Source organism: Ensifer oleiphilus, assembly GCF_013371465.1.
GTDB lineage: Bacteria > Pseudomonadota > Alphaproteobacteria > Rhizobiales > Rhizobiaceae > Ensifer > Ensifer oleiphilus.
Genome location: NZ_JABWDU010000008.1, coordinates 110,035 through 131,667, shown reverse-complemented (window position 1 = coordinate 131,667; position 21,633 = coordinate 110,035). Strand labels below are relative to the sequence as shown.

Sequence of the window (21,633 nt, the reverse complement as noted above, 5' to 3'; positions counted from 1 at the left end):
GTCCATGCCCCAGAAAAGCGTCACCTTCGGTATCATGCTGCAAGGCCCCGGCGGCCACATGAATGCATGGAAGCATCCGAGCGGTCCAGCCGACGCCAGCGTCAATTTCGGCTTCTTCGTCGACACCGCGCGCAAGGCGGAAGCCGCCGGTATCGCCTTCGCCTTCGTCGCCGACGGCCTCTATATCAACGAACAGTCGATCCCGCATTTCCTCAACCGCTTCGAGCCGCTGACCATTCTGTCGGCGCTTGCGGCGTCGACCTCGAAGATCGGGTTGGTCGGCACCGTTTCGACCTCCTACAGCGACCCTTTCACCATCGCCCGGCAGTTCGCCTCGCTCGATCTCATCAGCGGCGGGCGGGCTGGGTGGAACGCGGTGACGTCGCCGCTGGAGGGCTCCGGCCGCAACTACGGGCGCGAGCATCCAGAACACGAGTTGCGCTACGAGATCGCCGACGAATATCTAGATGCGACCAAGGGCCTTTGGGACTCCTGGGACGATGATGCCTTTGTCCGTGATCGCCAGGCGGGCGTCTACGTCGACAAGACCAAATTGCACCGGTTGAACCACAAGGGTCGCTTCTTCCGCATCGAAGGACCGCTCAATATCAGCCGGTCACGCCAGGGACAGCCGGTCGTTTTCCAGGCGGGAGCCTCCGATTCCGGCATTCGTCTTGCCGGCAAGCACGCCGATGCGGTCTTTACCAATGGCGGCCCGGTCGAGGACGCCCGAACCTTCTACAAGCAGATCAAGCAGAGCGCGATCGCGCAGGGGCGAAGGGCGGCCGATATCGGCCTCTTCCCCGGTATCGCCCCGATCGTCGGCGCGACGAGCGAGGAGGCGGAAGCCAAATACCAGGCGATCCGTGCTCTGGTCACGGTCGAGGAGGCGCTGCTCTATCTCGGTCGGTTCTTCGATCACCACGATTTCAGCGTCTACCCGCTGGACGAACCGTTTCCCGACATTGGCGATATCGGCAAGAACAGCTTTCGCGCAACGACGGATCGCATCAAGAAGACGGCGCGCGATACCGGCCAGACACTGCGCGAGATCGCGCTCGATGTCGCAACGCCGCGAACCGCCTTCATCGGCACCGCCGAGCACATTGCCGACGAGATCATCCGCTGGGTCGATACCGAGGCGGCCGACGGATTCATCCTCGGTTTCCCCGTTATTGCCGAAGGCCTTCAGGATTTTATCGCGCACGTGCTGCCAATCCTCGAAAAGCGCGGCTACTTCGACCCGCACCTGAAGGGCGAGACGCTGCGTGAGCATCTGGGGCTGCCTTACCGCGAAAGCCGCTATGCCGCGCAGGACGAAGACATCGAGCAGGGAAGGGCCGTCGGCGCCTGAGGCGTCGAGGGAGCCGCCCATGAACATGATCGTCAAGGACGCACAGTCAAGGGACGCAGTCGAGCGAGGCATTGGCGCCTATCTCGATGAGATCGTTGCGCTGAGGCATGACCTGCACCGCCACCCGGAGCTGTCGTTTCACGAACACCGCACGAGCGACATCGTCGCCACACGGCTCAAGTCCTGGGGGTATGAGGTGGAAACCGGGATCGCCGGGACCGGCGTTGTCGCGACCTTGCGCCGTGGTGAGGGAGCGCGCCGCATCGGCATTCGTGCCGACATGGATGCCTTGCCGATCGAGGAGGCGACGGGCCTTGCCCATGCCAGCACCAATCGCGGCGTCATGCATGCCTGCGGTCACGATGGTCATACGGCGATCCTGCTGGCCGCTGCTCGCTATCTGGCGGAGGCTGGCCGTTTCGACGGCACGCTCAGCCTGATCTTCCAGCCGGCCGAGGAAATCGGCGCGGGCGCGCGCAAGATGCTGTCGGAAGGGTTGTTCGAGCGTTTTCCTGTCGATGCCGTCTTCGGCCTGCACAACTGGCCGGGCGTTCCATCGGGGCAGTTCGGCTTTGTCGCCGGCCCTGCGATGGCTTCGGTCGATCAGTGCAATATCAAGATCGTCGGCAAGGGTGGCCATGGTGCGGAACCGCAATCGACCGTCGACCCGGTGCTGGCAACGGCCTCGCTGATCACGGCGCTGCAAAGCGTGGTGTCGCGCAATGTCGATCCGCAGGAAATGGCTGTCGTCACCGTCGGCTCCATACACGGCGGTTCTGCCTCCAACGTCATTCCCGAAAGCGTGGCGCTGAAGCTGACCATGCGGGCCTTCAACGAGAATACCCGTGGACTTTTGGGCGAGCGCGTTCCGGCACTGGCTCGCGCGCAGGCGGAAAGCTTCGGAGCCACCGCGCAGGTGGATTACCGCCGCGGCTTCCCTGCGCTGATCAATCATCGCGCCGAGACGGAGTTTGCCCGCAACGTCGCCCTGGAAGCCTTCGGTGAGGGCCAGGTCGTCTCGGACTTCAAGCCGCGTACGGCGAGCGAGGACTTTGCCTTCATGCTCGAGGAGAAGGCCGGCAGCTACCTCTTCGTCGGCAATGGCGACAGCGCGCCGCTCCACAGCGCCAGCTACGACTTCAACGACGCAATCATTGCGCCTGCCGCCCGCTACTGGGTGCGGCTGGTCGAAACCTTCCTCGCATGATGACGACAACGGGATTGGCGAAACCATGAGTGATACGTTTCTCTACACCACCCCCCTCGACCCGCGTGCCAAGCCGCTGATCGACGAATTGATCTTCGAATATGATAGCCGCTACGGCAATTACTTCAGCGACGAGGGTGCTGCGGCAGAACTCAACCGCTACCCACCGGAGGCATTTGCGCCGCCGCACGGCAACTTCGTGCTGCTGACGCGCAACGGCGAGACCATCGGCGGCGGCGCTTTCAAGCATTATGACGACCGCACTGCCGAGTTCAAACGCATCTGGACCCGCTCCGACCTGCGCCGCCAGGGACTGGCCCGCAAGGTTCTGCTCGAGCTCGAAGCGCAGGCCGCAAGGCAGGGTTACTCCCGGATCTATCTGACGACCGGTTTCCGGCAGCCGGAGGCCGTCGGCCTCTATCTCGTCAACGGCTACACGGCGCTATTCGACATCGACGCCGATCCGGAAGTCTACAAGACGCTGCCGTTCGAGAAGGACATCACCCATCTCGTCGCATCGCTGGCACTTCTCGGAGACCCGCATCCATCGCATCCGCAGGCAGCTCATCACCCGTAGCGCCAGCGTCCCACGGGCGCACGAACCACTTCCAGAGAGGATGCATCATGGCCATTCTGACCGATTACGCCGGCGTTGCCGGCGCCGCGCGAACGAGCGAACCCAATCCGGCTTATGCCCACTATCGCGTCGTGCCTGCGCGCCATCCGGGCCGCGCGCTCGGCACGCTGTTTGCGGCAATCGTGATTGCCGGCGTCCTCTATTCGGTGCTGACCAATCCGCGCTGGGGCTGGCCGGTCTTTGCCGAGTGGTTCTTCGCCGAGCCGGTGCTCGCGGGCCTCGGACGGACCTTGCTGCTGACGGCACTGGCAACGGTTTCCGGCTCGCTGCTCGGAACGGCGCTGGCACTCGCCCGGGTATCGAAGTCGCCGCTGCTGGGTGGTCTTTCCTTCGGCTACATCTGGCTGCTGCGCTCTATTCCGCTGATCGTGCTGCTGCTCGTCCTCAACAATCTCGGCTATCTCTACGAGACGATCTCGGTTGGCATTCCCTTCACCGACACCACGTTCTTCAACTATCCGACCACCCAGCTGCTGACACCTTTTGCGGCTGCCTTCCTCGGGCTCACGCTCAACCAGTCGGCCTTCTTTGCCGAGATCGTGCGCGGCGGCATTCTCTCGGTCGACCACGGGCAGCACGAGGCCGCCGCAGCACTCGGCCTGCCGCGTCATCGCCAGGCCTTTCGCATCGTTCTGCCGCAGGCGATGCGGTCGATCCTGCCGACAGGCTTCAACGAGATCATCGGTCTCGCCAAGAGCACGTCGATGGTCTACGTGCTGGCGCTGCCGGAACTCTTCTACACCGTTCAGGTCATCTACCGCCGCAATCTCGAAGTCATCCCGCTCTTGATGGTTGCGACCGTCTGGTACCTGGTGATCATGACCGGCCTGTCGATCGCCCAGTATTATATCGAGCGGCATTTTTCCAAGGGTGCGGTTCGCAATCCGGTGCCGCTGCCCTTCCAGGCCTTCTTCGCGCGCTTCCGTCGCCCGCTGAGCGAGATTGCGGGCAATGGCGCTGTCGTGCGCAAGGCCGGCTTTCATGACGCAACCGCCTTTCGCGCCGGCGGTGCCGTCCGCATCCACGGTATCTCCAAGAGTTTTGGTCCGCTGAAAGTGCTTGATGATGTCGAGCTAAGCCTGCCGGCAGGCAGCGTTACGGCGATCCTCGGGCCATCTGGCTCGGGCAAGTCGACGCTGCTGCGCGCCATCAATCATCTGGAGCGGGTCGATGACGGCTTCATCTCGATCGACGGCGATCTCGTCGGCTACAGCCAGAAGGGCAGCACGCTCTATGAACTGAAGGAGAAAGACATCTTGAAGCGCCGCGCCGACATCGGCATGGTGTTCCAGAACTTCAATCTCTTCCCACACCTGACGGTCCTGGAAAACCTTATAGAGGCGCCGATCCAGGTTCGCGGCCTGAAGCGCGACGATGCCGTGCGGCTGGCGCAGGATCTCTTGGCGCGAGTGGGCTTGAGCGACAAGATCAACGCCTATCCCCGGCAGCTTTCGGGCGGCCAGCAGCAGCGCGTGGCGATTGCCCGTGCCCTGGCATTGCGGCCAAAGGTACTGCTCTTCGACGAGCCGACCTCGGCGCTCGATCCGGAACTGGTCGGCGAAGTGCTCGATGTCATCAAGGAGCTGGCCCGCACCGGCACGACGCTGGTGATCGTCACCCACGAGGTTGGTTTCGCCCGTGAGGTCGCCGATACCGTCGTCTTCATGGAGGCGGGACGTATCCTCGAAGCCGGGCCGCCGTCCCGCATCTTCACCGCCGCGGAACATCCTCGCACCCGCGAATTCCTCGCCAAGGTCCTCTGAAATTTCCACGCGTGCATGGGCACGCGGATCCGATCGACAGCAACTGCAACCTTAAGGTGAAATGGAGATTAAGCACATGGCATTCTTCGACAGAGCAAAGCTGCTTTTGGCAGGGGCGGTCGCCATCGCGACGCTCGGTACAGCCTCAGTCCAGGCCCAGGAAAAGTTCGATCTCAGCCCGGATACGTCCAACCGCGTGCGCACTGAGCGCAACGAAGCGGCGATCAAGGCGATCGCACCCGACTTCAAGTTCGTCAATCCCGGCAAGTTTACCGTGGCCGTCAACCCGTGGGATCCGCCGATCGCTACCTACGCGTCTGACTCGAAGACCGTCGTTGGCGCCGATCCCGATCTCGCCTCGCTTATTGCCGATTCCCTCGGCCTTGAGCTGGATCTCGTGGCGGTTGCCTGGGCCGACTGGCCGCTCGGCGTTGCCTCGGGCAAGTATGACGCGGTGATCAGCAACGTCACCGTCACCGAGGAGCGCAAGGAGAAGTTCGATTTCTCGACCTACCGACGCGACGTGCTCGGTTTCTTCGTCAAGTCCGACAGCCCGATCACCTCGATCAAGGAGCCCAAGGACGTGGCCGGCCTGAAGGTGATCACCGGCGCTGGCACCAACCAGGAAAAGATCATTCTGGAATGGGACCGGCAGAACGTTGCCGTCGGGCTGAAGCCGATCGAAGTGCAGTATTATGACGACCGCGCGGCCGGCGATCTGGCGCTGCAATCCGGCCGGGCCGATGTCGAATTCAATCCGAACGCGACGCGTGCCTACGCCGCCTCGATCCGCAACGATACCAAGGTCGTCGGCATCGCCAGCGGCGGCTGGCCGCTGACCGCCGAGATTGCCGTGACAACCCGCAAGGGTGGCGGGCTTGCCGACGCGATCACCCTTGCCATCAATGATCTGATCAAGAACGGCAAATACGGCGAGGTCTTGAAGCGCTGGAGCCTGACCGACGAGGCCGTCGACGCGTCGCAGACCAACCCTCCTGGCCTGCCGAAGAGCGGCTCATAAATCGCGCTGATATCGCGGGTCGGTTCGTTGCCGGCCCGCTCCTTCCCCCTCCCATCCGGAGACGACAGACATGTTCGGTCCAGCCGCTTTACGCCTTGCAATTTTCGCCGCTTTTGCGACGGCGCTTCTTCATCTCGGTCCAGCTCAGGCAGCCGACGGCTTCGATTTCAGCCCGGAACAACCGGGGCGCATCCGTACTGAGCGCAACGATGCGGCCATCGCGGCGATATCGCCGGGCTTCAAGTTCGTGACGCCGGGCAAATTCACCGTCGCCGTCAGCCCCGGCGGACCGCCGCTTGCGACCTATGCGACCGATGCGAAGACCGTGATCGGTGCGGATCCGGACTATGCGCTTGCGGTCGCCGACAGTCTCGGGCTGACGCTAGAACTCGTGCCGATCGCCTGGATCGATTGGCCGCTTGGGCTGACGTCGGGCAAATACGATGCAGTCATTTCCAATGTCGGCGTCACGGAACAACGCAAGGAGAAGTTCGATTTTTCGAGCTACCGCCAGGGTCTGCACGGCTTCTTCGTCAAGACCGACAGTGCGGTCACCTCGATCAAGGAGCCGAAGAATGCGGCGGGCCTCCGGATCATCGTTGGAGCCGGCACCAATCAGGAGCGCATTCTTCTCAAATGGAACGACGAAAACGTCGCCGCCGGCCTGAAGCCACTCGAGCTGCAATATTATGACGACGAGGCGACGAGCCTTGTGGCGCTGGCTTCGGGCCGCGCCGACGTTATCGTGCAGCCGCATGCGCAGCTTGTCTTCATCGCCGCCCGCGACCAGAACATCAAGCGCGTCGGCACCTTGAGCGCGGGGTGGCCGGAGCGCTCCGATGTGGCGATCACCACCCGCAAGGGCAGCGGCCTTGCCGATGCGCTGACCGTCGCCACCAATGGCCTCATCGAAAGTGGCACCTACGCCAAAATCCTAGATCGCTGGCAGTTGTCTGAAGAGGCACTGCCTAAGTCTGAGACCAATCCTCCCGGTCTGCCGAAATCCTGAGGACGCGCAACGATGACGAACTACAAGATCGCGATCGATCATCTCGGCTTTCTGACCCCCGGCAACTATGCGGGCGATGATCCCTTGGCGGGGCTGGAGCAGACGCTGCGCCTGCTCGAATATGGTGAGACGCTCGGTTTCGCCAGCGCCTGGGTGCGGCAGCGCCATCTGGAACCTGGCATATCGTCGGCGGCCGCTTTCCTGGCGGCGGCGACGCAGCGGACCGACCGCATCCAGCTCGGCACTGCGGTGATCCCGATCGGATATGAAAATCCCTATCGGCTGGCCGAGGACCTCTCGACTGTCGACGTGTTGTCGCGCGGCCGCCTGAACATCGGCCTGAGTGCGGGGCGCCCGCCGCATGTCGACCTGATCGGGCCATTGGCGTTCGACGGCGACTGGTCGGCGTACGATTTCTCGCATCAGCGCGTTCTGCGTTTTGCCGATAATCTGCGTGCGGATTTCCTCGGCGATGCGCACACCGTGATCAAGACGCCTTTCGGTCCGCAGCGGCCCCGGTTGCAACCCTATGCCAAGGGGCTTTCCGACCGTCTCTGGTACGGCGGCGGCTCCCTGCGTTCGGCCCGATGGGCTGGCGAGAATGGTTTCAATCTGCTGATCGGCAACGTCACCACGGGCGAGCAGACGGATGATTTTTTCGAGGCCCAGGCACGCCAGCTCGAAACCTACCGGCAGGCTGGCGGGGCGGGGAAACGCGTTGCACTCGGCCGCGTGATTGTCCCGCTCGATGGCGCAGACGCCAGCACAAGGCGGCGCTATCTCGATTACGCCGCCGGTCGGCATGAGCGCACGCTGACGCCGCAGGGCGAGCGGCGCACGCTCTTTGCCCGCGATCTCGTGGGTACGTCGGAACAGATCCTCGAAGGCTTGCTCGCCGATCCGATCCTGCCGCACGTGCGCGAGCTCCGGCTCGAGCTGCCCTACGAATTCGAACACGAGGAGTACCGCCAGATCCTCGATGACGTCGCCACGCGCATCGCCCCGGCGCTTGGCTGGTCGCAGACGAAGGACGAGGCCGCCCGAGCCCCATCCGTGAACCCGGCGGCGGCTTGAAGCCCTCGCGGGCAATCCCAGATCCCAACTCCATGAAGGCATTTCCGCAGTGACGAAAAGCATCGACTATTTCTTCTCGATCGGCTCCCCCTGGTCGTTCATCGGGCTCGAAGCCTTTGCCACTCTCGCACGCCGCCACGAAGCGGAAATCACGCCGTACCTTACGACCGTGATCGAGGAGAATGGCGGCATCCTGTCGCGCAACAAGCCGGAGGCGCGCCGGGCATACGGCACGCGCGACCTGAAGCGGTGGAGCCGGGCCCGCGGGAAGGACCTTCTTATCGATGGCCGTCCACAGCTCGCCGATCCGACGCCTGCGTCGCGGCTGGTGATTGCCGCCTATCTCGACGGCAAGGACTGGCTCGCGTTGACGCAGGTGCTGCAGGAAGCCTTCTGGGTCGGTGCGGAGGATATCGGCCAGCCTGACGTGCGCGAGGCGGTGGCCATCCGAGCGGGTTTCGACGGCGGCGCCCTGCGCGCGCGGGAAAATGATGAAGACGTCGCCGGGAAATGGGCCTCCGATCGGGATCAAGCCGTCCGGAGCGGCGTCTTCGGCTTTCCGACTTTCGGCTACGACGGCGAGATCTATTGGGGCCAGGACAGCCTGCCGTTCCTTGAGCAGCACCTGAAAGGCGAAAGGCCGTAGCTATGGCGTAGGCTAGCATTGAATGCTCTCGGCACGCCGCCGGATCACTTTTCCAAACCCGGCACGATCTTTGGGCCGAGGTTCCTTTAATCTACTGTTTAACTCGATAATTTTCGGAATGCTTGAAGCCGAGCAATCGAACGAAACCTTTTTCGTTGTTTGGGCATTTCTAAACAACGGTGGCTTTTGACGAGGTGTGTCATGAGTGTCCTGCGACAATATGAACGCTTGAGCGCGATCCGGGATGTCTTGCAAGGCAAGCTTGAGCTCTACGAAGCAAGGGACTGTTTCGGCATCGACGATTTCGAGGACGGAACGACGAACGACCTTCGTGATCGCATCGCCGAACTTTCGGACGAGATTTCCAATCTCAAGCGCCGACCGGAGCGTTACGAGGCCTGGTGACGGCGATTGCGGCTGAGAGCAGATACCAAAGCCAACACACAGGAAAACCATGACCATCGAAATCAACTCGCGGATCGCCGGCCACCCGATCAATCCGCTCTTTCTCGAACGCTGGTCGCCACGCGCCTATGCCGGAGCGGACATCGCTGAAGCCGAATTGTTCGGCATTCTGGAGGCGGCGCGCTGGGCACCTTCGGCCTACAATGCCCAGCCCTGGCATTTCATTTATGCCCGCCGCGGCACGGAGCATTGGGACAAGCTGTTCGGCATCCTCAACGCCTTCAACCAAAGCTGGGCGAAGGACGCGTCCGCGCTGATCTTCGTGTTGTCGAAAACAACGCTGCTGGCGCCGGGCGCCAACGAAGAAGTGCCCTCCTACACGCACTCGTTCGATACCGGCGCCGCCTGGGGCGCACTGGCGCTGCAGGCCGCCTATTCCGGCTGGCAGGCGCATGGCATGGCAGGCCTGGACTATGATCGGGCACGGACCGAGCTCAGAATTCCTTCCGACTACCGCGTCGAGGCTGCGGTCGCGATCGGCAGGATCGGCGACAAGGCGCAATTGCCCGAAGGGCTGAGAGAGCGCGAAGTCCCAAGTCCGCGAAAGGCGCTCTCAGAGATCGTTTCCGAAGGCCGGTTCGAACAGGCCTGACGTCAGTCGGCCGGCTCGCCTGTGGCAACGGACGAGCCGGCCGAAACGCCGCAAGCGGCAAATACCACGCCTCATCACCGACATTTCCAGCGCCTGGGCGCTCGGTCGACTCTGCGTCCCTGCAGATGATTGCGAGATCACCGCTGTCGCGCCCTTGTTCTGGTTTCCGCTCGGGAGCCGCACTTCGATGCCTTCTATCATTCAGGAATTCGACCGCCGTCGGTGATCCGAGGCGAGCGATGCCGCGTACCTCTCAGGGAAGAACCTGACCCGTCCCCCCAATGCAATATGGAGGAGCGTATGCGTCTGCTGATCGTATTGTTGTTCATGCTCGTTGCCCATTCCAGTCATGCGGCATCGGACCGACTGTCGGCCGAAAACATCCGCGACCAGATCGTCGGCAGGACGGTGTTTCTTGCCGTTCCGTTCGGCGGAGAGTTCCCGTTGAACTACCGCCGTGACGGCCGCGTCGATGGTACTGGCGAAGCTTTGGGGCTGGGAAAGTTCACCCGCCCACGCGATAGCGGCACTTGGTGGATAGACGGTGACCGGCTCTGCCAGAAGTTCAGCACCTGGTACGACGGTTCGCAGCTCTGTTTCGAGCTTTACCGCCTCGATGAAACGCGCATCCGCTGGATCCAGAACAACGGCGACAAGGGAACCGCGCGCATCGGGCCGGCGCTATGACAAGGTGCACCGCCGTTCGAGCCAAACCGACTTCAACTCTTGCGACAACCGTCGACCACGGGAGGTTCTTTATGCGTATGGTGGCCATTGCCTTCCTGGTTTCAATCTTCGCATTCCCGATCTTTGCTCAGGCGCGAGACCCCGTCTTCTCGCTGGAACGCTACTTCGTGGGCAAATCCCAGGCGACCGGCAGTTTCACCGCGATCAACGGTGTGTCGCGACGGTTCTCGGTCGCCTTGCTGGGGCGCTGGAACGGAGAGACGCTGACGCTTCGCGAAGACTTTACATTCGATGATGGTGCGCGGGATACAAAGACCTGGCGGTTTCGCAAGACGGGGCCGGGGGAATATCTCGGCTCGCGTGAGGATGTGGTCGGCAGCGTGCCAGTCAGGATCGAAGGCCGCAAGGCGCGGTTCTCCTATGTCGTCTATCTCGACGCTGCCCGGAAGAACAAAGTCCGGTTCCACGACCTCATGGTGCTCGGCGACGACGGCGAGGTCAGAAACACGGCGCTTGTGACGAAGTACGGCCTGCCCGTTGCATGGACGAACGTCACATTCCGACGGTCCCGGCGATGACGCTTCGCTCAGGCCAGCACCCGCTGACAAGCCGCTTGTTGCTTGCCTACGCGCTGCCCGCGGTTGTCCTGGCGGCGCTCGCCCTGCCACTCTACATCGTCGTTCCGACCTTTTATGTGAGCACGCTCGGTTTGCCGCTTGGCGCAGTCGGTTTTATGCTGCTCGCGATCCGAATTGTCGATGCGATCGCCGATCCGGCCATCGGCTGGCTGTCGGACCGGATCAGCGCGAGGGCCGGCCGCCGGCGCACGCTGTTTCTGGTCGCGTCCGCCCCCACCGCGCTTGGCGCCTTCATGCTGTTTTGGCCGCCGGACGATGCCGGGCTTGCCTATCTCGCTCTTTGGGGAACCGTTCTGTCGCTCGGATACACGGGCACGCTGCTGCCCTATTCCGCCTGGGGAGCGGAACTGGCGAACGACTATTCGGGTCGCCTGAGCGTATCCGCCTGGAGAGAGGGCGCAACGCTGATCGGCACGGTATGCGCTATTGGTCTGCCATTCGCGGTCGGCGATGGGGCACTGTCGAGCCCAGTCGGCCTTCAACCGCTCGCTGTCTTTGTCGCGGTGTTTCTGCCATTTGCGGCCTGCGTCGCATTCCTTTGCGTGCCCGAACCACAGGACAGATCGAGGCATCGTCTCTCGCTTGGAGATGCGGGGCGGTTTCTTGCTGCCAACAGGCCCTTCAGGCGGCTGATCCTTGCCTTTGTCTTGAACGGTTTTGCAAATGCCGTTCCGGCAACGCTGTTCCTTTATTTCGTTGGCCAGCGGCTGGAGGCGCCGCAATGGAGCGGGCCGTTGCTGCTTGCCTATTTCGTCAGCGGACTTGCGGGCGTTCCGCTTGCGCTTTTCTCCGCCCGCTTCCTCGGCAAGCATCGGGCCTGGTGCATCGCAATGGCCGTGGCGTGCGCCATCTTCGCCGTGGCCGGCTTTCTTGGGCCGGGCGATGTCTATCTGTTCGTTGCCATCTGCGTCGCGACGGGCTTGATGCTCGGTTTCGATCTGGTGCTGCCCCCTGCCATCCAGGCGGATGTGATCGATCAGGATACGGCCTCTTCGGGCGAACAGCGGTCCGGCCTCTATTTCGCGGCCTGGAGCCTTGCGACCAAGCTGTCGCTTGCCGCGGCAGTCGGTATCGTCTTTCCGCTGCTTGCCCTTGCCGGGTTTTCGGGTGAGGGCAACAATTCCGCCGAAGCGCTCAATGCGCTTTCGATGCTTTACGCCTGGCTACCGATCCCCGCCAAGCTCGCGGCGATTGCGCTGATGTGGCGTTTTCCGATCGGGGAGGTCGAGCAGCGCGCCTTGAGGCAAAAGATCGAGGCGATGTGAACCATCTGCCGTGGCACACCGTATCTGCATATGTCGAAATATCGTTCGGGTGATGAAATTGGTTGTTGAGACAATGAGGCGCAAGACTTCCGGAACCGCCGGGATTGCCTGGATCACTGGCGCCAGCAGCGGCATCGGGCGCGCGCTTGCGGTGGAACTGGCGCGCGAGGGTTGGGAGGTCGCCGTCAGCGCGCGCAGCAAGGAGGATCTGTTGGCGCTTGAGGATGCCGTTCCCGGCCAGATCTTTACATTTCCGCTCGACGTGACCAACGGTGCGGCTGTCGCCAAAACCTTCGGCCTGATCGAGGACCGCCTCGGGCCGGTGGATCTCGCGGTGTTTTCGGCCGGTACATACGCGCGCGATGGTGTGCGGGATTTCCATGCTGCCCGCTTCTCATCGATCGTCAATCTGAACCTTCTCGGCACGGTGCATTGCCTGGAAGTGGTCATGGCGCAGATGCTCGCGCGCGGCAGCGGGCACATCGCCGTCGTCGCCTCCACGGCCGGCCTCGTCGGCTTGCCGGGTGCGGCGGCCTACGGCGCGAGCAAGGCGGCGCTGATTGCCATGTGCGAGGCGCTCTATCCTGACCTCCGCAAGCAGGGGATCGATCTCAGCCTGATCAATCCCGGTTTCGTCGATACGCCTCTGACGAAGAAGAACGATTTTCCGATGCCGTTCCTCGTGCCGGCGGACAAGGCGGCGGCAATAATAGCGCGCGGGCTGAAGGCGCGCCGCTACGAGATCATCTTCCCCTGGCAGATGGCTGTGGCAATGAAAGCCTTGAGGCTGATGCCCGCCCGCCTGAGATTTGCGATCACGCGACGAATGCTGCGCGATTGAGGTGAGCTGTTAACTGGCCCGTGCTTTCGCGTCGCTCGGCCGCAAAACGCTTTCCTCGACGACGATGGTGGTGGCGCGCGGCAGGTTTGCTGCCGAATGCGGATGAACGGGCACGCCTTTCAGCCATAGCCGAAACGCCTCCACATGGATCGCGCCCATGACCTTCAGGGTCATCAGGGGATAGGCGAGAAGCAGCTTCAGCAGCGCCTTGTCAGAGAAAGCGACATGTTTTCCGGCAAAGCTCGCCGCCAGAAGCGGACCATCGTTGTCCGACTGATTGATCCCCACGAAAACGCGCTCAACTGGCGGCTCGACGCGAAAGTCGTAGCGGCTTGCCATGGGGGTGAACGGCGACACGTAGAGCGCCTTGTCGCAACGCTGCCTGATCGAGCCACCGGATGGTTCGCCGACCGGAATGACGTAGGTGTGGCGCTCGTGGAAGGTGTTGCAGACTTCATAAAGCGCGGCGCACAGGCTGTCGTCGGGCCGGTAGCAGAAGTAGACGGTCAGCGGGTTGAAGACGTAACCGAAAATTCGAGGATAGCAGAGCACGCGCACACGCAGGTCATCCGCCGGCAGTCCGGCGTCCTCCAGCTGTCGGCCGACCCAGCCTTTCAAACCGCCTCTGCTGCCATCGCCGTGATCCTCGTCGCGAAAACTGAAGATGGCCGCGCGGTTGTAGCCGAACAATCGGCTGCGCGTGCCGAGGCTGGGCAGTTCGTCGAGATCGAGCAGCAGCGAAAACACGCGGTAACGCAGCCGGTGTGAGCGGGGGCGATGGCGGGCATGGGCGACGTGCCCGGTGTATATCGCGGATTTCAAGCTCATTCGGCTGCCAACAATGCTTCGCTGCGGAAAATTCTGCCTGACGGCTCGTGAACCGCCCAGGGTCGATCGACGCCGCCGAGTTCTTCCGCGACGGCGAGGCCCGATTGTAGTCCGTCCTCATGAAAGCCGCTGCCGAAATAGGCACCACAGAACCAAGTGTTGCGGCGTCCCTGCAACTGCCAGAGTTGACGTTGCGCCACGAGGGCGGCCTGATCGAAGAGTGGGTGGGTGTAGGCGAAAGTTCCAAGCGTGCGCTCCGGTGCAACCGGGCGGCAGGGGTTCAGTGTCACGAACAGGGGCGCCGACGGATTGATGCCCTGCAGCCGGTTCATCCAATATGTCACGCAGAGCGGCTTTACGCCTTCGTGCGCGCTGTCGCCGATATAGTTCCAGCTCGCCCAGACTTGCTTGCGCCGGGGCATCAGGGTCTCGTCGCAATGGAGAACCGCATCATTGGCCGTGTATTTGAAGGCCGACAGCAGATGGCGCTCCTGGCCGTCGGGATCGTCCAGCATCGCAAGTGCCTGGTCCGCATGGGTGGCGATGACCACATCCGAAAAACGGTCGAGATGACCGCGCCGATCCACGACCTCGACCTCACCACCGATACGGCGGACGCTGCGCACGGCGCTCGCGAGCCTCACGGAACCCGAGTAGTCGGCCATCAGCCGTTGAATATATTGGCGGCTGCCCCCGTCCACGGTTCGCCAGCGCGGCCGGTTCGAAAGGGAAAGCAGGCCATGGCTTTCGAAGAAGCGGATGAAGGCATGCAGCGGATAGGCGCGCATTTCGCTGGCCGTTGTCGACCATATGGCTGCACCCATCGGCAGCAGGTGATCGTCGACGAAGGAGCGGGCGTAGCCGCCGCGGTCGAGATAGTCGCCGAGGCAGACCGCCTCGAACTCCGGTTGCCGAAGCAGGGGCGGCGCCTCGCGATAGAACCGGACGATTTCCGACAGCATCCGCCAGAAGCGCGGACGCACCGCATTTCGCCTCTGGCCGAGAAGTCCGCGCAATCCGGAGCCTGAGTATTCGAAAGATCCGCCATCGAGCGATGCCGAGAACGACATGTCGGAGGCAAGCGTCGGGACGTCGAGGTGGTCGAAGAGCGCCACGAGGTTAGGATAGTTACGGTCGTTATAGACGATAAAGCCGGTATCGACCGACACCGGGCCGATCGGTGAAGGCGCGGTCACGGTGTTGGCATGCCCTCCGAGGCGGTCGGCTTCTTCATAAAGAACGACATCCATGCTCTTGCTGAGCAGCCACGCTGCGGAAAGGCCTGAAATGCCGGTTCCGATGACCGCAACGCGCCGCTGTTGCCGCTTTTCTCTGCCCCCGACATCCATTCACGAACCTCTCACGTTTTTACCTGCTCATCAGTACGAAGCCGTGTCGCGATTGGATCGATCGCCCGAATAATTTTTCGGCGCGGTGATCCGCCCGTTCCAGCGTTCCGTATCAAGCCCCATGACAATCGCTGTTCCCATCCTCGCGGCACCATGCGAAAACGACCGGAAGCCAAGCCCGGATCGTCTTGCCAGGGTTTTGCCGAAAAGCGGGAGCAAGCGCGTACGCATGGATGAAAACGACCAGGAACCACCGACGAACGATATGTCCGACTTGCTTGTTTCGGTCGGGTTGAACCGGGATGTCGAGGCCTTCGAGGTGCTGTTTCGCCACTACGCGCCGCGCGTGAAGGCCTATATGGCGCGTCTCTGCAGGGATGGGACTGCCGCCGAAGAACTGATGCAGGAAACTATGATGGTCGTGTGGAACAAGGCAGCCCAGTTTGAGCCTTCGCGTGGCACCGTCTCGACCTGGATCTATACGATTGCTCGAAACGTGCGGATCGATGTCTACCGCCGGACGAAGCGACCAGAATTCGACCTGAATGATCCCGCCTTCGTTCAGGATGATGCGCCGCCTGCCGACATGGCGTTTGAGGCGTTTCAGGAGGCCGAGCGGCTGCACCGCGCGATGGCGACATTGCCGGCCGAGCAGCTCGATCTTTTGAAGCGTTCCTTCTACGAGGACGACTCCCACAGCGCCATTGCCGAGGCCCTCTCGATCCCGCTCGGCACGGTGAAGTCGCGTATCCGTCTCGCCTTTGCCAAGCTGCGCGCAGCATTGGAGGAGCGATGATGTCGATCAACCACCACGTCAGCGACGAGTTGCTGTTGCGCTATGCTTCGGGCGAACTGGCGGAAGGCTGGAGCCTTGCGGTTGCCACGCATCTTGCGCTTTGCCCGTCCTGTCGCCAACGCCTGGCGAAGATGGAGACGATCGGGGGAGCGCTTCTCGAAAACATATCGACTGGCACGGCACCCGATGATGCCTGGGCTCGCATGCGCAGCAGGCTCGAGAATGCGGCAACGGGCGTTTCGCATCCAACGGAAGGCCGCCTGTCGGTGGCCCGTGCCGAGCCAATCTTGCCGGAGCCGCTGCGTTCTTATCTCGGCGGCGATATCGACAGCCTCAAATGGCGCTCGCTCGGGATGGGGGCCTACCAGATCCCGATCCGCTTGGCCGATACCAGCACCATTGCAAGGCTGCTGAGGATACCGGCCGGCAAGCCCGTTCCTGAGCATGGCCACTCGGGGCAGGAACTGACCCTCGTGCTCGCCGGAAGTTTCCGCGATGGCAGCGATGTCTTTGCGCGCGGCGATCTGGAGGAGGCGGATGCCGGCCTCACGCATCAACCTCTGGCAAGCGAAGGTGAGGATTGCATATGCCTTGCAGTCACCGATGCGCCTTTGAAGTTCAAGAGCTGGTTGGTCCGGCTCATCCAGCCGGTGCTCGGAATATGAGCGATCGGCCCATCCGAAGGGAGCAGACTTGATGCTGGTGCATGTCGTCGCGTACCTCGCTACCGCATTCGTGTTCCTGGTTCTGGATTTTTTGTGGCTCATGCGTGTCGCATCCGGGTTCTATCGCGAGCGATTGGGCGGGCTGCTGCTTGATCAACCCAACTTGAGCGCCGCAGGCGCCTTCTACGTGATTTACGTGGCCGGTATCGTCTACTTCGCCGTATCTCCAGCACTTCAAGCAGGGAGCTGGACCACTGCGCTGATGGCAGGGGCCATTCTCGGGCTCGTCGCCTATGGCACGTATGACCTCAGCAATCTGGCGACGCTTCGCAATTGGTCGCTGACGCTGACGATCGTCGACATGATCTGGGGCGCGGCCCTGACCGCGATTGCCGCGACCGCGGGATATCATGCCGCAGCTCGCGTCTCTGCGTTTTAGGCGCTCCGGCCATCTACACTCGTTATAAAGGAGTGCCCGGCGGCATTGCCGGGTCTGAGTGTTCGCCCCGGTTCGGGCCGGAGAACAGCTCCGAGCCATAGGCATTCTGGGCCGCAATCGACGGAAACGTAACGTCGCGAACCTCGAAGGACGGCATCAGGTTCATCATCGGCAGAATGCGCTCGAACACCGCGCCGCCGAGCGGCGCCGCATTCCAGCCGGAGGTGCGAAAGCCGTGGGTTTCCGGCAGGCCCTTGGGCTCGTCCAGGATGGTCAGCAGCAGGTAGCGCGGGTTATCTGCCGGCACAACGCCCATGAAGGATGTCAGATTGAGATCCTTGGCATAGCGGCCACCGACGACCTTTTCGGCCGTACCGGTCTTGCCGCCGATGAAGTAGCCCTTGACCTCGGCCTTTCGAGCCGAACCGGTCCTGGCGTTGAGGCGAAGCAGAAAGCGCATGGCCTCGCCGGTTTCGGGCTTGATGAGGTCAGTGGCAAGGAGCCGCTCCTCGACATTAGAGCCCTTGATTAGGGTGGGCCTGATCAGGCGGCCGCCATTCACAAGGGCTGCAACGGCGATGCTTGCCTGCAGCGGCGTGACCGCAATGCCGTGGCCGTAGGATGCGGTTGCCGTGTCGATCTGCCCCCAGGAGCGCGGAAGCTGCGGATGGGCGCTTTCCGGCAACTCGGTCGTCAGCCGCGACATTTGGCCGAAACGCGAGAGGAAAGCGCGGAAATTCTCCGGCCCAAGCGCGATCGCCATTTTTGCCATCGAGATGTTGGAGGAATAGATGAAGGCTTCCGGCAGGCTGAGCGGCCGATACTTGCCGAGATAGTCGCGGATGCGGAACCGGCCGAAGGCGAGCGGCCTGCTGGCGTCGATCACCGAGCGGATGCCAAACTGTCCGGAATCGAGCGCCATGGCCGTGGTCAGCGCCTTGAAGGTGGAGCCCATCTCGAAGGTGGCCGCGGCAATGCGGTTGATGCGGTCGGGCTTGAGCGCATCGGCCGGATTGTTCGGGTCGAAGTCCGGGGCCGAGGCAAGCGCCAGGACTTCGCCATTGGTGATATCGAGCACCAGCCCGGCGCCGGCCTTCGCCCCGAACTTCTCGATTGCCTTGGCAAGCTCGATCTGCAGCGCGTGCTGGATGCGGATATCGAGCGTCAGCGTGACAGGCTGCAGGTTCTGATGCGAGAGATCCATGCCGGTCTGGCGCAGCACGTCGAGCCCCTGTGTCTCGATCCACTTCTCGATGCCGGCGATGCCGATATTGTCGATGTCGACGCTCCCAAGCACGTGGGCGGCAAGCGAACCGTTCGGGTAGACGCGCCGCTTTTCGCGCTGGAAACCGACCGCAGGAATGCCGGTGTCCCAGAGCGCCTGCTCTTGTGCCGGCGTAACCTGCCGCTTGATCCAGGCGAAGGGCGCCTTGCTTTTCAGGCGCTGATGCAACTCGCGAGCATCGAGTTCCGGAAAGATGGCCGTCAGCTTTTCGACCGCCTCATCGGCGTCCACGATGAAGCGCGGCTCAGCATAGACGCCGGAACTAGGCACGTCGATCGCCAAGAGGTTGCCGTTGCGATCGAGGATCGAGGGGCGGCCGACCGAGGGGTGCTTCGGCACATAGCCTGTAGTCTCGATCTCGGCCGTGCCGAGCTGGATCAAGCGCCCGAGCATCGTCAGGAACACGACGACGAACCCGGTGATCAGAAAGGCGATGCGCTTGCGACGATCCGCGCGCGATGAAATGCGTTGAGCCATATCAGTAGAGCCCTCCGGTATTGCCGAGCAGTTTTTCCCGCAGCTCGGGAGAGAGCTCATTGTCGGCATCAGTGGCTGGCAACTCGGCCGTCTCCCGGTCGTCGATGATGGGGCAGTTGCCGTCGCAGGGGCCGGTCCCCGGCTTGAAGGCTTCGGCGATGGCGCCCGGCGCGCCTTCCTCAACCGACCGTCCCGTCTTGCGGTCGACAGCCTGGAAGGTCATGCCCGCCGGGGCGTGGAAGTCGGCCACCGGTTTTCCCTGAAGTGCCACCTTCATGAAGTCGATGAAGATCGGAGCGGCCAACCCGCCGCCGGTCTCGCCGTAGCCCATCGGCTTCGGCGTGTCGTAGCCGAGGAAGACGCCGGTGACGATGTTGGGCGTGAAGCCGACGAACCAGACGTCCTTCTCGTCGTTGGTGGTTCCGGTCTTGCCGGCGATCGGGACGCCGAGGGTGGCGACATTGCGGGCGGTGCCTCGTTCGACGACGCCACGCATCATCAAGGTGATCTGATAGGCCGTCATCGGGTCGAGCACGTAGTCCCTGATGTCGACGAGATCAGGCTCTTCCTGGTTTTCCCAGGTAAGCGCGTTGCAGTCGGCACACTGGCGGCTGTCCTGGCGGTAGATGGTTCGGCCATAGCGATCCTGGACGCGGTCGATCATCGAGGGATTGATGGCCTTGCCACCATTGGCGATGACGGCATAGGCGGAAACGAGCCTGAGCAGCGTGGTTTCGCCGGCGCCGAGCGCCATCGGCAGGTAGGTGCGTAACTCGTCGTAGAGGCCGAAGCGCTTGCCGTAGTCGGCGACGAGATTCATGCCCAGATGCCGCGCAAGGCGCACGGTCATCAGGTTGCGGCTGTTCTCAAGCCCCGTGCGCAGCGTCGAGGGGCCGCTGAAGCGGCCGTCATAGTTCTTCGGCCGCCATGTCTTGCCGGTGCCATCGGGAATGGCGATCGGCGCGTCCATGACGAGCGTTGTCGGCGCATAGCCGGTGTCCAGCGCTGCGGCGTAGACGAACGGCTTGAACGACGAGCCCGGCTGGCGATAGGCCTGGGTCGCGCGGTTGAATTCGGATTGGGCGTAGGAAAAGCCGCCGGCGACTGCCAGCACCCGTCCGGTGTTCGGATCCATCGAGACCAGTGCTCCCTGCACCTGCGGCGGTTGGCGCAGGACATAGCCGGCCTCCAGTTTCTCGACATAGACGACGTCGCCCGGTGACAACACGCCGTCGAGCGAGGTGGCACAACGACGCTTGCCTTCGGCGAGCCGACACAAGGCCCAGGCCGTGTCCTCGCGCTTGATCGTGGCTGTTCGCGCGGACGTTGGCGACGCGTCTGCCGCTTTGGGCCTGAGGCCGAGTTCGGCCTTGTCCTTGGCGGCGGAGAGAACGACAGCCAGCTGCCATTCCGGCACATCCGAAAGTGGCTGGCGTTTGGCGAGTGCCTGCTGCCACCCATCAAGCGAGGGCAGACGGGCGAGCGGCCCCCGGTAGCCTTTTGCCTGATCGTAGGCGATCAGGCCCTTTCGCAACGCTTGCATGGCCGCCTGTTGCAACAGCGGATCGAGCGTCGTGCGCACCGAGAGCCCGGCGGTGTAGAGGGCGGATTCGCCGTAACGCGTTCCCAGCTGGCGCCGCACTTCCTCAGTGAAGTAGTCTGCCTTGTCAGAGGATACCTCCTGTCGCTTCGGCTTGATGCCGAGCGGCGAAGCGGTCGCTGCGGCCGCAACCTCGGCAGCGATGACGCCGTTGCGGCGCATCTGTTCGATGACCCAGTCGCGCCGGGTGACAGCGCGATCCGGATGGCGGTGCGGGTCGTAGTTGTTCGGGGCCTTCGGCAGGGCGGCGAGATAGGCTGCCTCGGCCACCGTTAGCTGATCGACCGGCTTGTCGAAATAGGTCAGCGCGGCCTGCGCGATCCCGTATGCGCCAAGACCGAGATAGATATCGTTGAGATAGAGTTCGAGGATGCGGTCCTTGGAATAGGTCTGGTCGATGCGGATCGAAAGGATCGCTTCTCGCAGCTTGCGCTCCACCGTCCTGTCGGAGGACAGCAGGAAGTTCTTGGCGATCTGCTGCGTGATCGTCGAGCCACCGATCATGCGGCGACCGGAGCTGTAGTTGGCAACGTTCGACCAGAGCGCGGTGGCAAGGCTCGTCAGGTCGATGCCGGGATGAAGGTAGAAGTTCTTGTCCTCGGCGGAAAGGAACGCCTGCTTGACCCGCGCCGGTATGGCGCCGATCGGCAGGAACAACCGGCGTTCTCGCGCATATTGCGCGATCATGGCGCCATCGCCGGCGTAAAGCCGTGTGGTGACCGCCGGCTCCCAGGTCGCCAGCGCCCGATGGTCCGGCAGGTCACGTGTCAGGGCCGCAACGCAAAATGCCAGCCCGACGCCGAGAAGCGCAACAAGGTTGATCAGGGTCGCGAGAAGGTTTGCAGTGAATTTCATGACGGATGTCGGCGGCTTTCATGGTTCGAAGGACATGGCTTCGCCATCCGCTGCAGGCGTGAGCGGCTGGCGTGCGCAGGTCTGTTGCGTCAAGGCGATGCGCCGGACCAGGCCTAGGAGCCCGGTGTTTCGTCTATTCC

At 62.8% G+C, this 21,633-nt stretch carries 21 protein-coding genes; 17 read left to right on the top strand and 4 right to left on the bottom strand.

The genetic code is table 11. From position 1 onward, the window contains the following. Positions 1-4: 4 nt before the first annotated feature. From HT585_RS25345 to HT585_RS25280, 14 genes are all read left to right on the top strand, one after another. The gene (locus HT585_RS25345) at positions 5-1,354 is read left to right on the top strand and encodes an LLM class flavin-dependent oxidoreductase (protein ID WP_176355570.1); all 1,350 of its coding nucleotides are present in this window, start codon (positions 5-7) and stop codon (positions 1,352-1,354) included. 19 nt (positions 1,355-1,373) lie between these two features. Continuing rightward, a complete protein-coding gene (locus tag HT585_RS25340; protein WP_176355569.1) occupies positions 1,374-2,561 on the top strand; it encodes a M20 aminoacylase family protein in 1,188 nt (395 codons plus the stop codon). Between the two features lie 25 nt (positions 2,562-2,586). Beyond that, positions 2,587-3,138, top strand: coding sequence for a GNAT family N-acetyltransferase (locus HT585_RS25335; protein ID WP_176355568.1), 552 nt, complete (start codon positions 2,587-2,589; stop codon positions 3,136-3,138). A gap of 47 nt (positions 3,139-3,185) precedes the next feature. After that, the gene (locus tag HT585_RS32145; RefSeq protein WP_176355567.1) at positions 3,186-4,961 is read left to right on the top strand and encodes an amino acid ABC transporter permease/ATP-binding protein; all 1,776 of its coding nucleotides are present in this window, start codon (positions 3,186-3,188) and stop codon (positions 4,959-4,961) included. A 76-nt stretch (positions 4,962-5,037) separates the two neighbouring features. Further along, the gene (locus tag HT585_RS25325; protein WP_176355566.1) at positions 5,038-5,982 is read left to right on the top strand and encodes an ABC transporter substrate-binding protein; all 945 of its coding nucleotides are present in this window, start codon (positions 5,038-5,040) and stop codon (positions 5,980-5,982) included. Positions 5,983-6,052: 70 nt separating this feature from the next. Further along, on the top strand, positions 6,053-6,991 hold the full coding sequence (locus HT585_RS25320) for an ABC transporter substrate-binding protein (RefSeq protein ID WP_176355565.1): 939 nt from the start codon (positions 6,053-6,055) through the stop codon (positions 6,989-6,991). 12 nt (positions 6,992-7,003) lie between these two features. Beyond that, the gene (locus HT585_RS25315; RefSeq protein WP_176355564.1) at positions 7,004-8,065 is read left to right on the top strand and encodes an LLM class flavin-dependent oxidoreductase; all 1,062 of its coding nucleotides are present in this window, start codon (positions 7,004-7,006) and stop codon (positions 8,063-8,065) included. Between the two features lie 49 nt (positions 8,066-8,114). Continuing rightward, positions 8,115-8,711 (top strand): DsbA family protein, encoded by a 597-nt coding sequence (locus HT585_RS25310; RefSeq protein WP_176355563.1) that lies wholly within the window; start codon positions 8,115-8,117, stop codon positions 8,709-8,711. Positions 8,712-8,912: 201 nt separating this feature from the next. Further along, the gene (locus HT585_RS25305; protein WP_176355562.1) at positions 8,913-9,116 is read left to right on the top strand and encodes a hypothetical protein; all 204 of its coding nucleotides are present in this window, start codon (positions 8,913-8,915) and stop codon (positions 9,114-9,116) included. Positions 9,117-9,165: 49 nt separating this feature from the next. Continuing rightward, a complete protein-coding gene (locus HT585_RS25300) occupies positions 9,166-9,768 on the top strand; it encodes a nitroreductase family protein (RefSeq protein WP_210270558.1) in 603 nt (200 codons plus the stop codon). Between the two features lie 300 nt (positions 9,769-10,068). Further along, positions 10,069-10,455, top strand: a complete 387-nt coding sequence (locus tag HT585_RS25295) for a hypothetical protein (protein WP_246707931.1) — start codon at positions 10,069-10,071, stop codon at positions 10,453-10,455. 71 nt (positions 10,456-10,526) lie between these two features. Continuing rightward, entirely contained in the window at positions 10,527-11,033 is a 507-nt protein-coding gene (locus HT585_RS25290; protein WP_176355560.1) for a DUF3833 family protein, read from the top strand. Next, positions 11,030-12,358, top strand: a complete 1,329-nt coding sequence (locus tag HT585_RS25285) for an MFS transporter (protein ID WP_176355559.1) — start codon at positions 11,030-11,032, stop codon at positions 12,356-12,358. Before HT585_RS25290 ends, HT585_RS25285 begins: the two co-directional genes overlap by 4 nt. Positions 12,359-12,431: 73 nt before the next feature. Next, positions 12,432-13,199, top strand: a complete 768-nt coding sequence (locus tag HT585_RS25280; RefSeq protein ID WP_246707929.1) for an SDR family NAD(P)-dependent oxidoreductase — start codon at positions 12,432-12,434, stop codon at positions 13,197-13,199. A gap of 9 nt (positions 13,200-13,208) precedes the next feature. On the opposite strand, the gene HT585_RS25275 is transcribed toward HT585_RS25280, so the two are convergent. Further along, positions 13,209-14,027, bottom strand: coding sequence for a DUF1365 domain-containing protein (locus tag HT585_RS25275; protein ID WP_176355557.1), 819 nt, complete (start codon positions 14,025-14,027; stop codon positions 13,209-13,211). Continuing rightward, the gene (locus tag HT585_RS25270; RefSeq protein WP_176355556.1) at positions 14,024-15,376 is read right to left on the bottom strand and encodes an NAD(P)/FAD-dependent oxidoreductase; all 1,353 of its coding nucleotides are present in this window, start codon (positions 15,374-15,376) and stop codon (positions 14,024-14,026) included. The genes HT585_RS25275 and HT585_RS25270 overlap by 4 nt, the downstream gene beginning before the upstream one ends. A 265-nt stretch (positions 15,377-15,641) precedes the next feature. On the opposite strand from HT585_RS25270, the gene HT585_RS25265 reads away from it, so the two are divergent. The 3 genes from HT585_RS25265 to HT585_RS25255 are packed head-to-tail and all read left to right on the top strand — an operon-like array spanning position 15,642 to position 17,276. Beyond that, positions 15,642-16,172 (top strand): sigma-70 family RNA polymerase sigma factor, encoded by a 531-nt coding sequence (locus HT585_RS25265; RefSeq protein WP_246707926.1) that lies wholly within the window; start codon positions 15,642-15,644, stop codon positions 16,170-16,172. Further along, positions 16,172-16,837, top strand: coding sequence for a ChrR family anti-sigma-E factor (locus HT585_RS25260; RefSeq protein ID WP_176355691.1), 666 nt, complete (start codon positions 16,172-16,174; stop codon positions 16,835-16,837). The genes HT585_RS25265 and HT585_RS25260 overlap by 1 nt, the downstream gene beginning before the upstream one ends. A gap of 34 nt (positions 16,838-16,871) precedes the next feature. Then, positions 16,872-17,276: a DUF2177 family protein gene (locus tag HT585_RS25255; RefSeq protein WP_176355690.1), complete on the top strand. Its 405-nt coding sequence runs from the start codon at positions 16,872-16,874 to the stop codon at positions 17,274-17,276. A 22-nt stretch (positions 17,277-17,298) separates the two neighbouring features. On the opposite strand, the gene HT585_RS25250 is transcribed toward HT585_RS25255, so the two are convergent. Continuing rightward, positions 17,299-19,038: a peptidoglycan D,D-transpeptidase FtsI family protein gene (locus HT585_RS25250; protein ID WP_176355554.1), complete on the bottom strand. Its 1,740-nt coding sequence runs from the start codon at positions 19,036-19,038 to the stop codon at positions 17,299-17,301. A gap of 1 nt (position 19,039) precedes the next feature. Next, the gene (locus HT585_RS25245; protein WP_176355553.1) at positions 19,040-21,493 is read right to left on the bottom strand and encodes a penicillin-binding protein 1A; all 2,454 of its coding nucleotides are present in this window, start codon (positions 21,491-21,493) and stop codon (positions 19,040-19,042) included. Positions 21,494-21,633: the final 140 nt, after the last annotated feature.

Excerpts from the sequence above, each read along its gene's own strand:
- HT585_RS25315 (WP_176355564.1), top strand. The coding sequence starts at position 7,004 with ATGACGAACTACAAGATCGCGATCGATCATCTCGGCTTTCTGACCCCC.
- HT585_RS32145 (WP_176355567.1), top strand. The coding sequence starts at position 3,186 with ATGGCCATTCTGACCGATTACGCCGGCGTTGCCGGCGCCGCGCGAACG.
- HT585_RS25340 (WP_176355569.1), top strand. The coding sequence starts at position 1,374 with ATGAACATGATCGTCAAGGACGCACAGTCAAGGGACGCAGTCGAGCGA.
- HT585_RS25305 (WP_176355562.1), top strand. The coding sequence starts at position 8,913 with ATGAGTGTCCTGCGACAATATGAACGCTTGAGCGCGATCCGGGATGTC.
- HT585_RS25245 (WP_176355553.1), bottom strand. The coding sequence starts at position 21,493 with ATGAAATTCACTGCAAACCTTCTCGCGACCCTGATCAACCTTGTTGCG.
- HT585_RS25300 (WP_210270558.1), top strand. The coding sequence starts at position 9,166 with ATGACCATCGAAATCAACTCGCGGATCGCCGGCCACCCGATCAATCCG.
- HT585_RS25275 (WP_176355557.1), bottom strand. The coding sequence starts at position 14,027 with ATGAGCTTGAAATCCGCGATATACACCGGGCACGTCGCCCATGCCCGC.
- HT585_RS25280 (WP_246707929.1), top strand. The coding sequence starts at position 12,432 with ATGAGGCGCAAGACTTCCGGAACCGCCGGGATTGCCTGGATCACTGGC.
- HT585_RS25295 (WP_246707931.1), top strand. The coding sequence starts at position 10,069 with ATGCGTCTGCTGATCGTATTGTTGTTCATGCTCGTTGCCCATTCCAGT.
- HT585_RS25285 (WP_176355559.1), top strand. The coding sequence starts at position 11,030 with ATGACGCTTCGCTCAGGCCAGCACCCGCTGACAAGCCGCTTGTTGCTT.
- HT585_RS25265 (WP_246707926.1), top strand. The coding sequence starts at position 15,642 with ATGTCCGACTTGCTTGTTTCGGTCGGGTTGAACCGGGATGTCGAGGCC.
- HT585_RS25320 (WP_176355565.1), top strand. The coding sequence starts at position 6,053 with ATGTTCGGTCCAGCCGCTTTACGCCTTGCAATTTTCGCCGCTTTTGCG.
- HT585_RS25250 (WP_176355554.1), bottom strand. The coding sequence starts at position 19,038 with ATGGCTCAACGCATTTCATCGCGCGCGGATCGTCGCAAGCGCATCGCC.
- HT585_RS25260 (WP_176355691.1), top strand. The coding sequence starts at position 16,172 with ATGTCGATCAACCACCACGTCAGCGACGAGTTGCTGTTGCGCTATGCT.
- HT585_RS25290 (WP_176355560.1), top strand. The coding sequence starts at position 10,527 with ATGCGTATGGTGGCCATTGCCTTCCTGGTTTCAATCTTCGCATTCCCG.
- HT585_RS25325 (WP_176355566.1), top strand. The coding sequence starts at position 5,038 with ATGGCATTCTTCGACAGAGCAAAGCTGCTTTTGGCAGGGGCGGTCGCC.
- HT585_RS25335 (WP_176355568.1), top strand. The coding sequence starts at position 2,587 with ATGAGTGATACGTTTCTCTACACCACCCCCCTCGACCCGCGTGCCAAG.
- HT585_RS25345 (WP_176355570.1), top strand. The coding sequence starts at position 5 with ATGCCCCAGAAAAGCGTCACCTTCGGTATCATGCTGCAAGGCCCCGGC.
- HT585_RS25270 (WP_176355556.1), bottom strand. The coding sequence starts at position 15,376 with ATGGATGTCGGGGGCAGAGAAAAGCGGCAACAGCGGCGCGTTGCGGTC.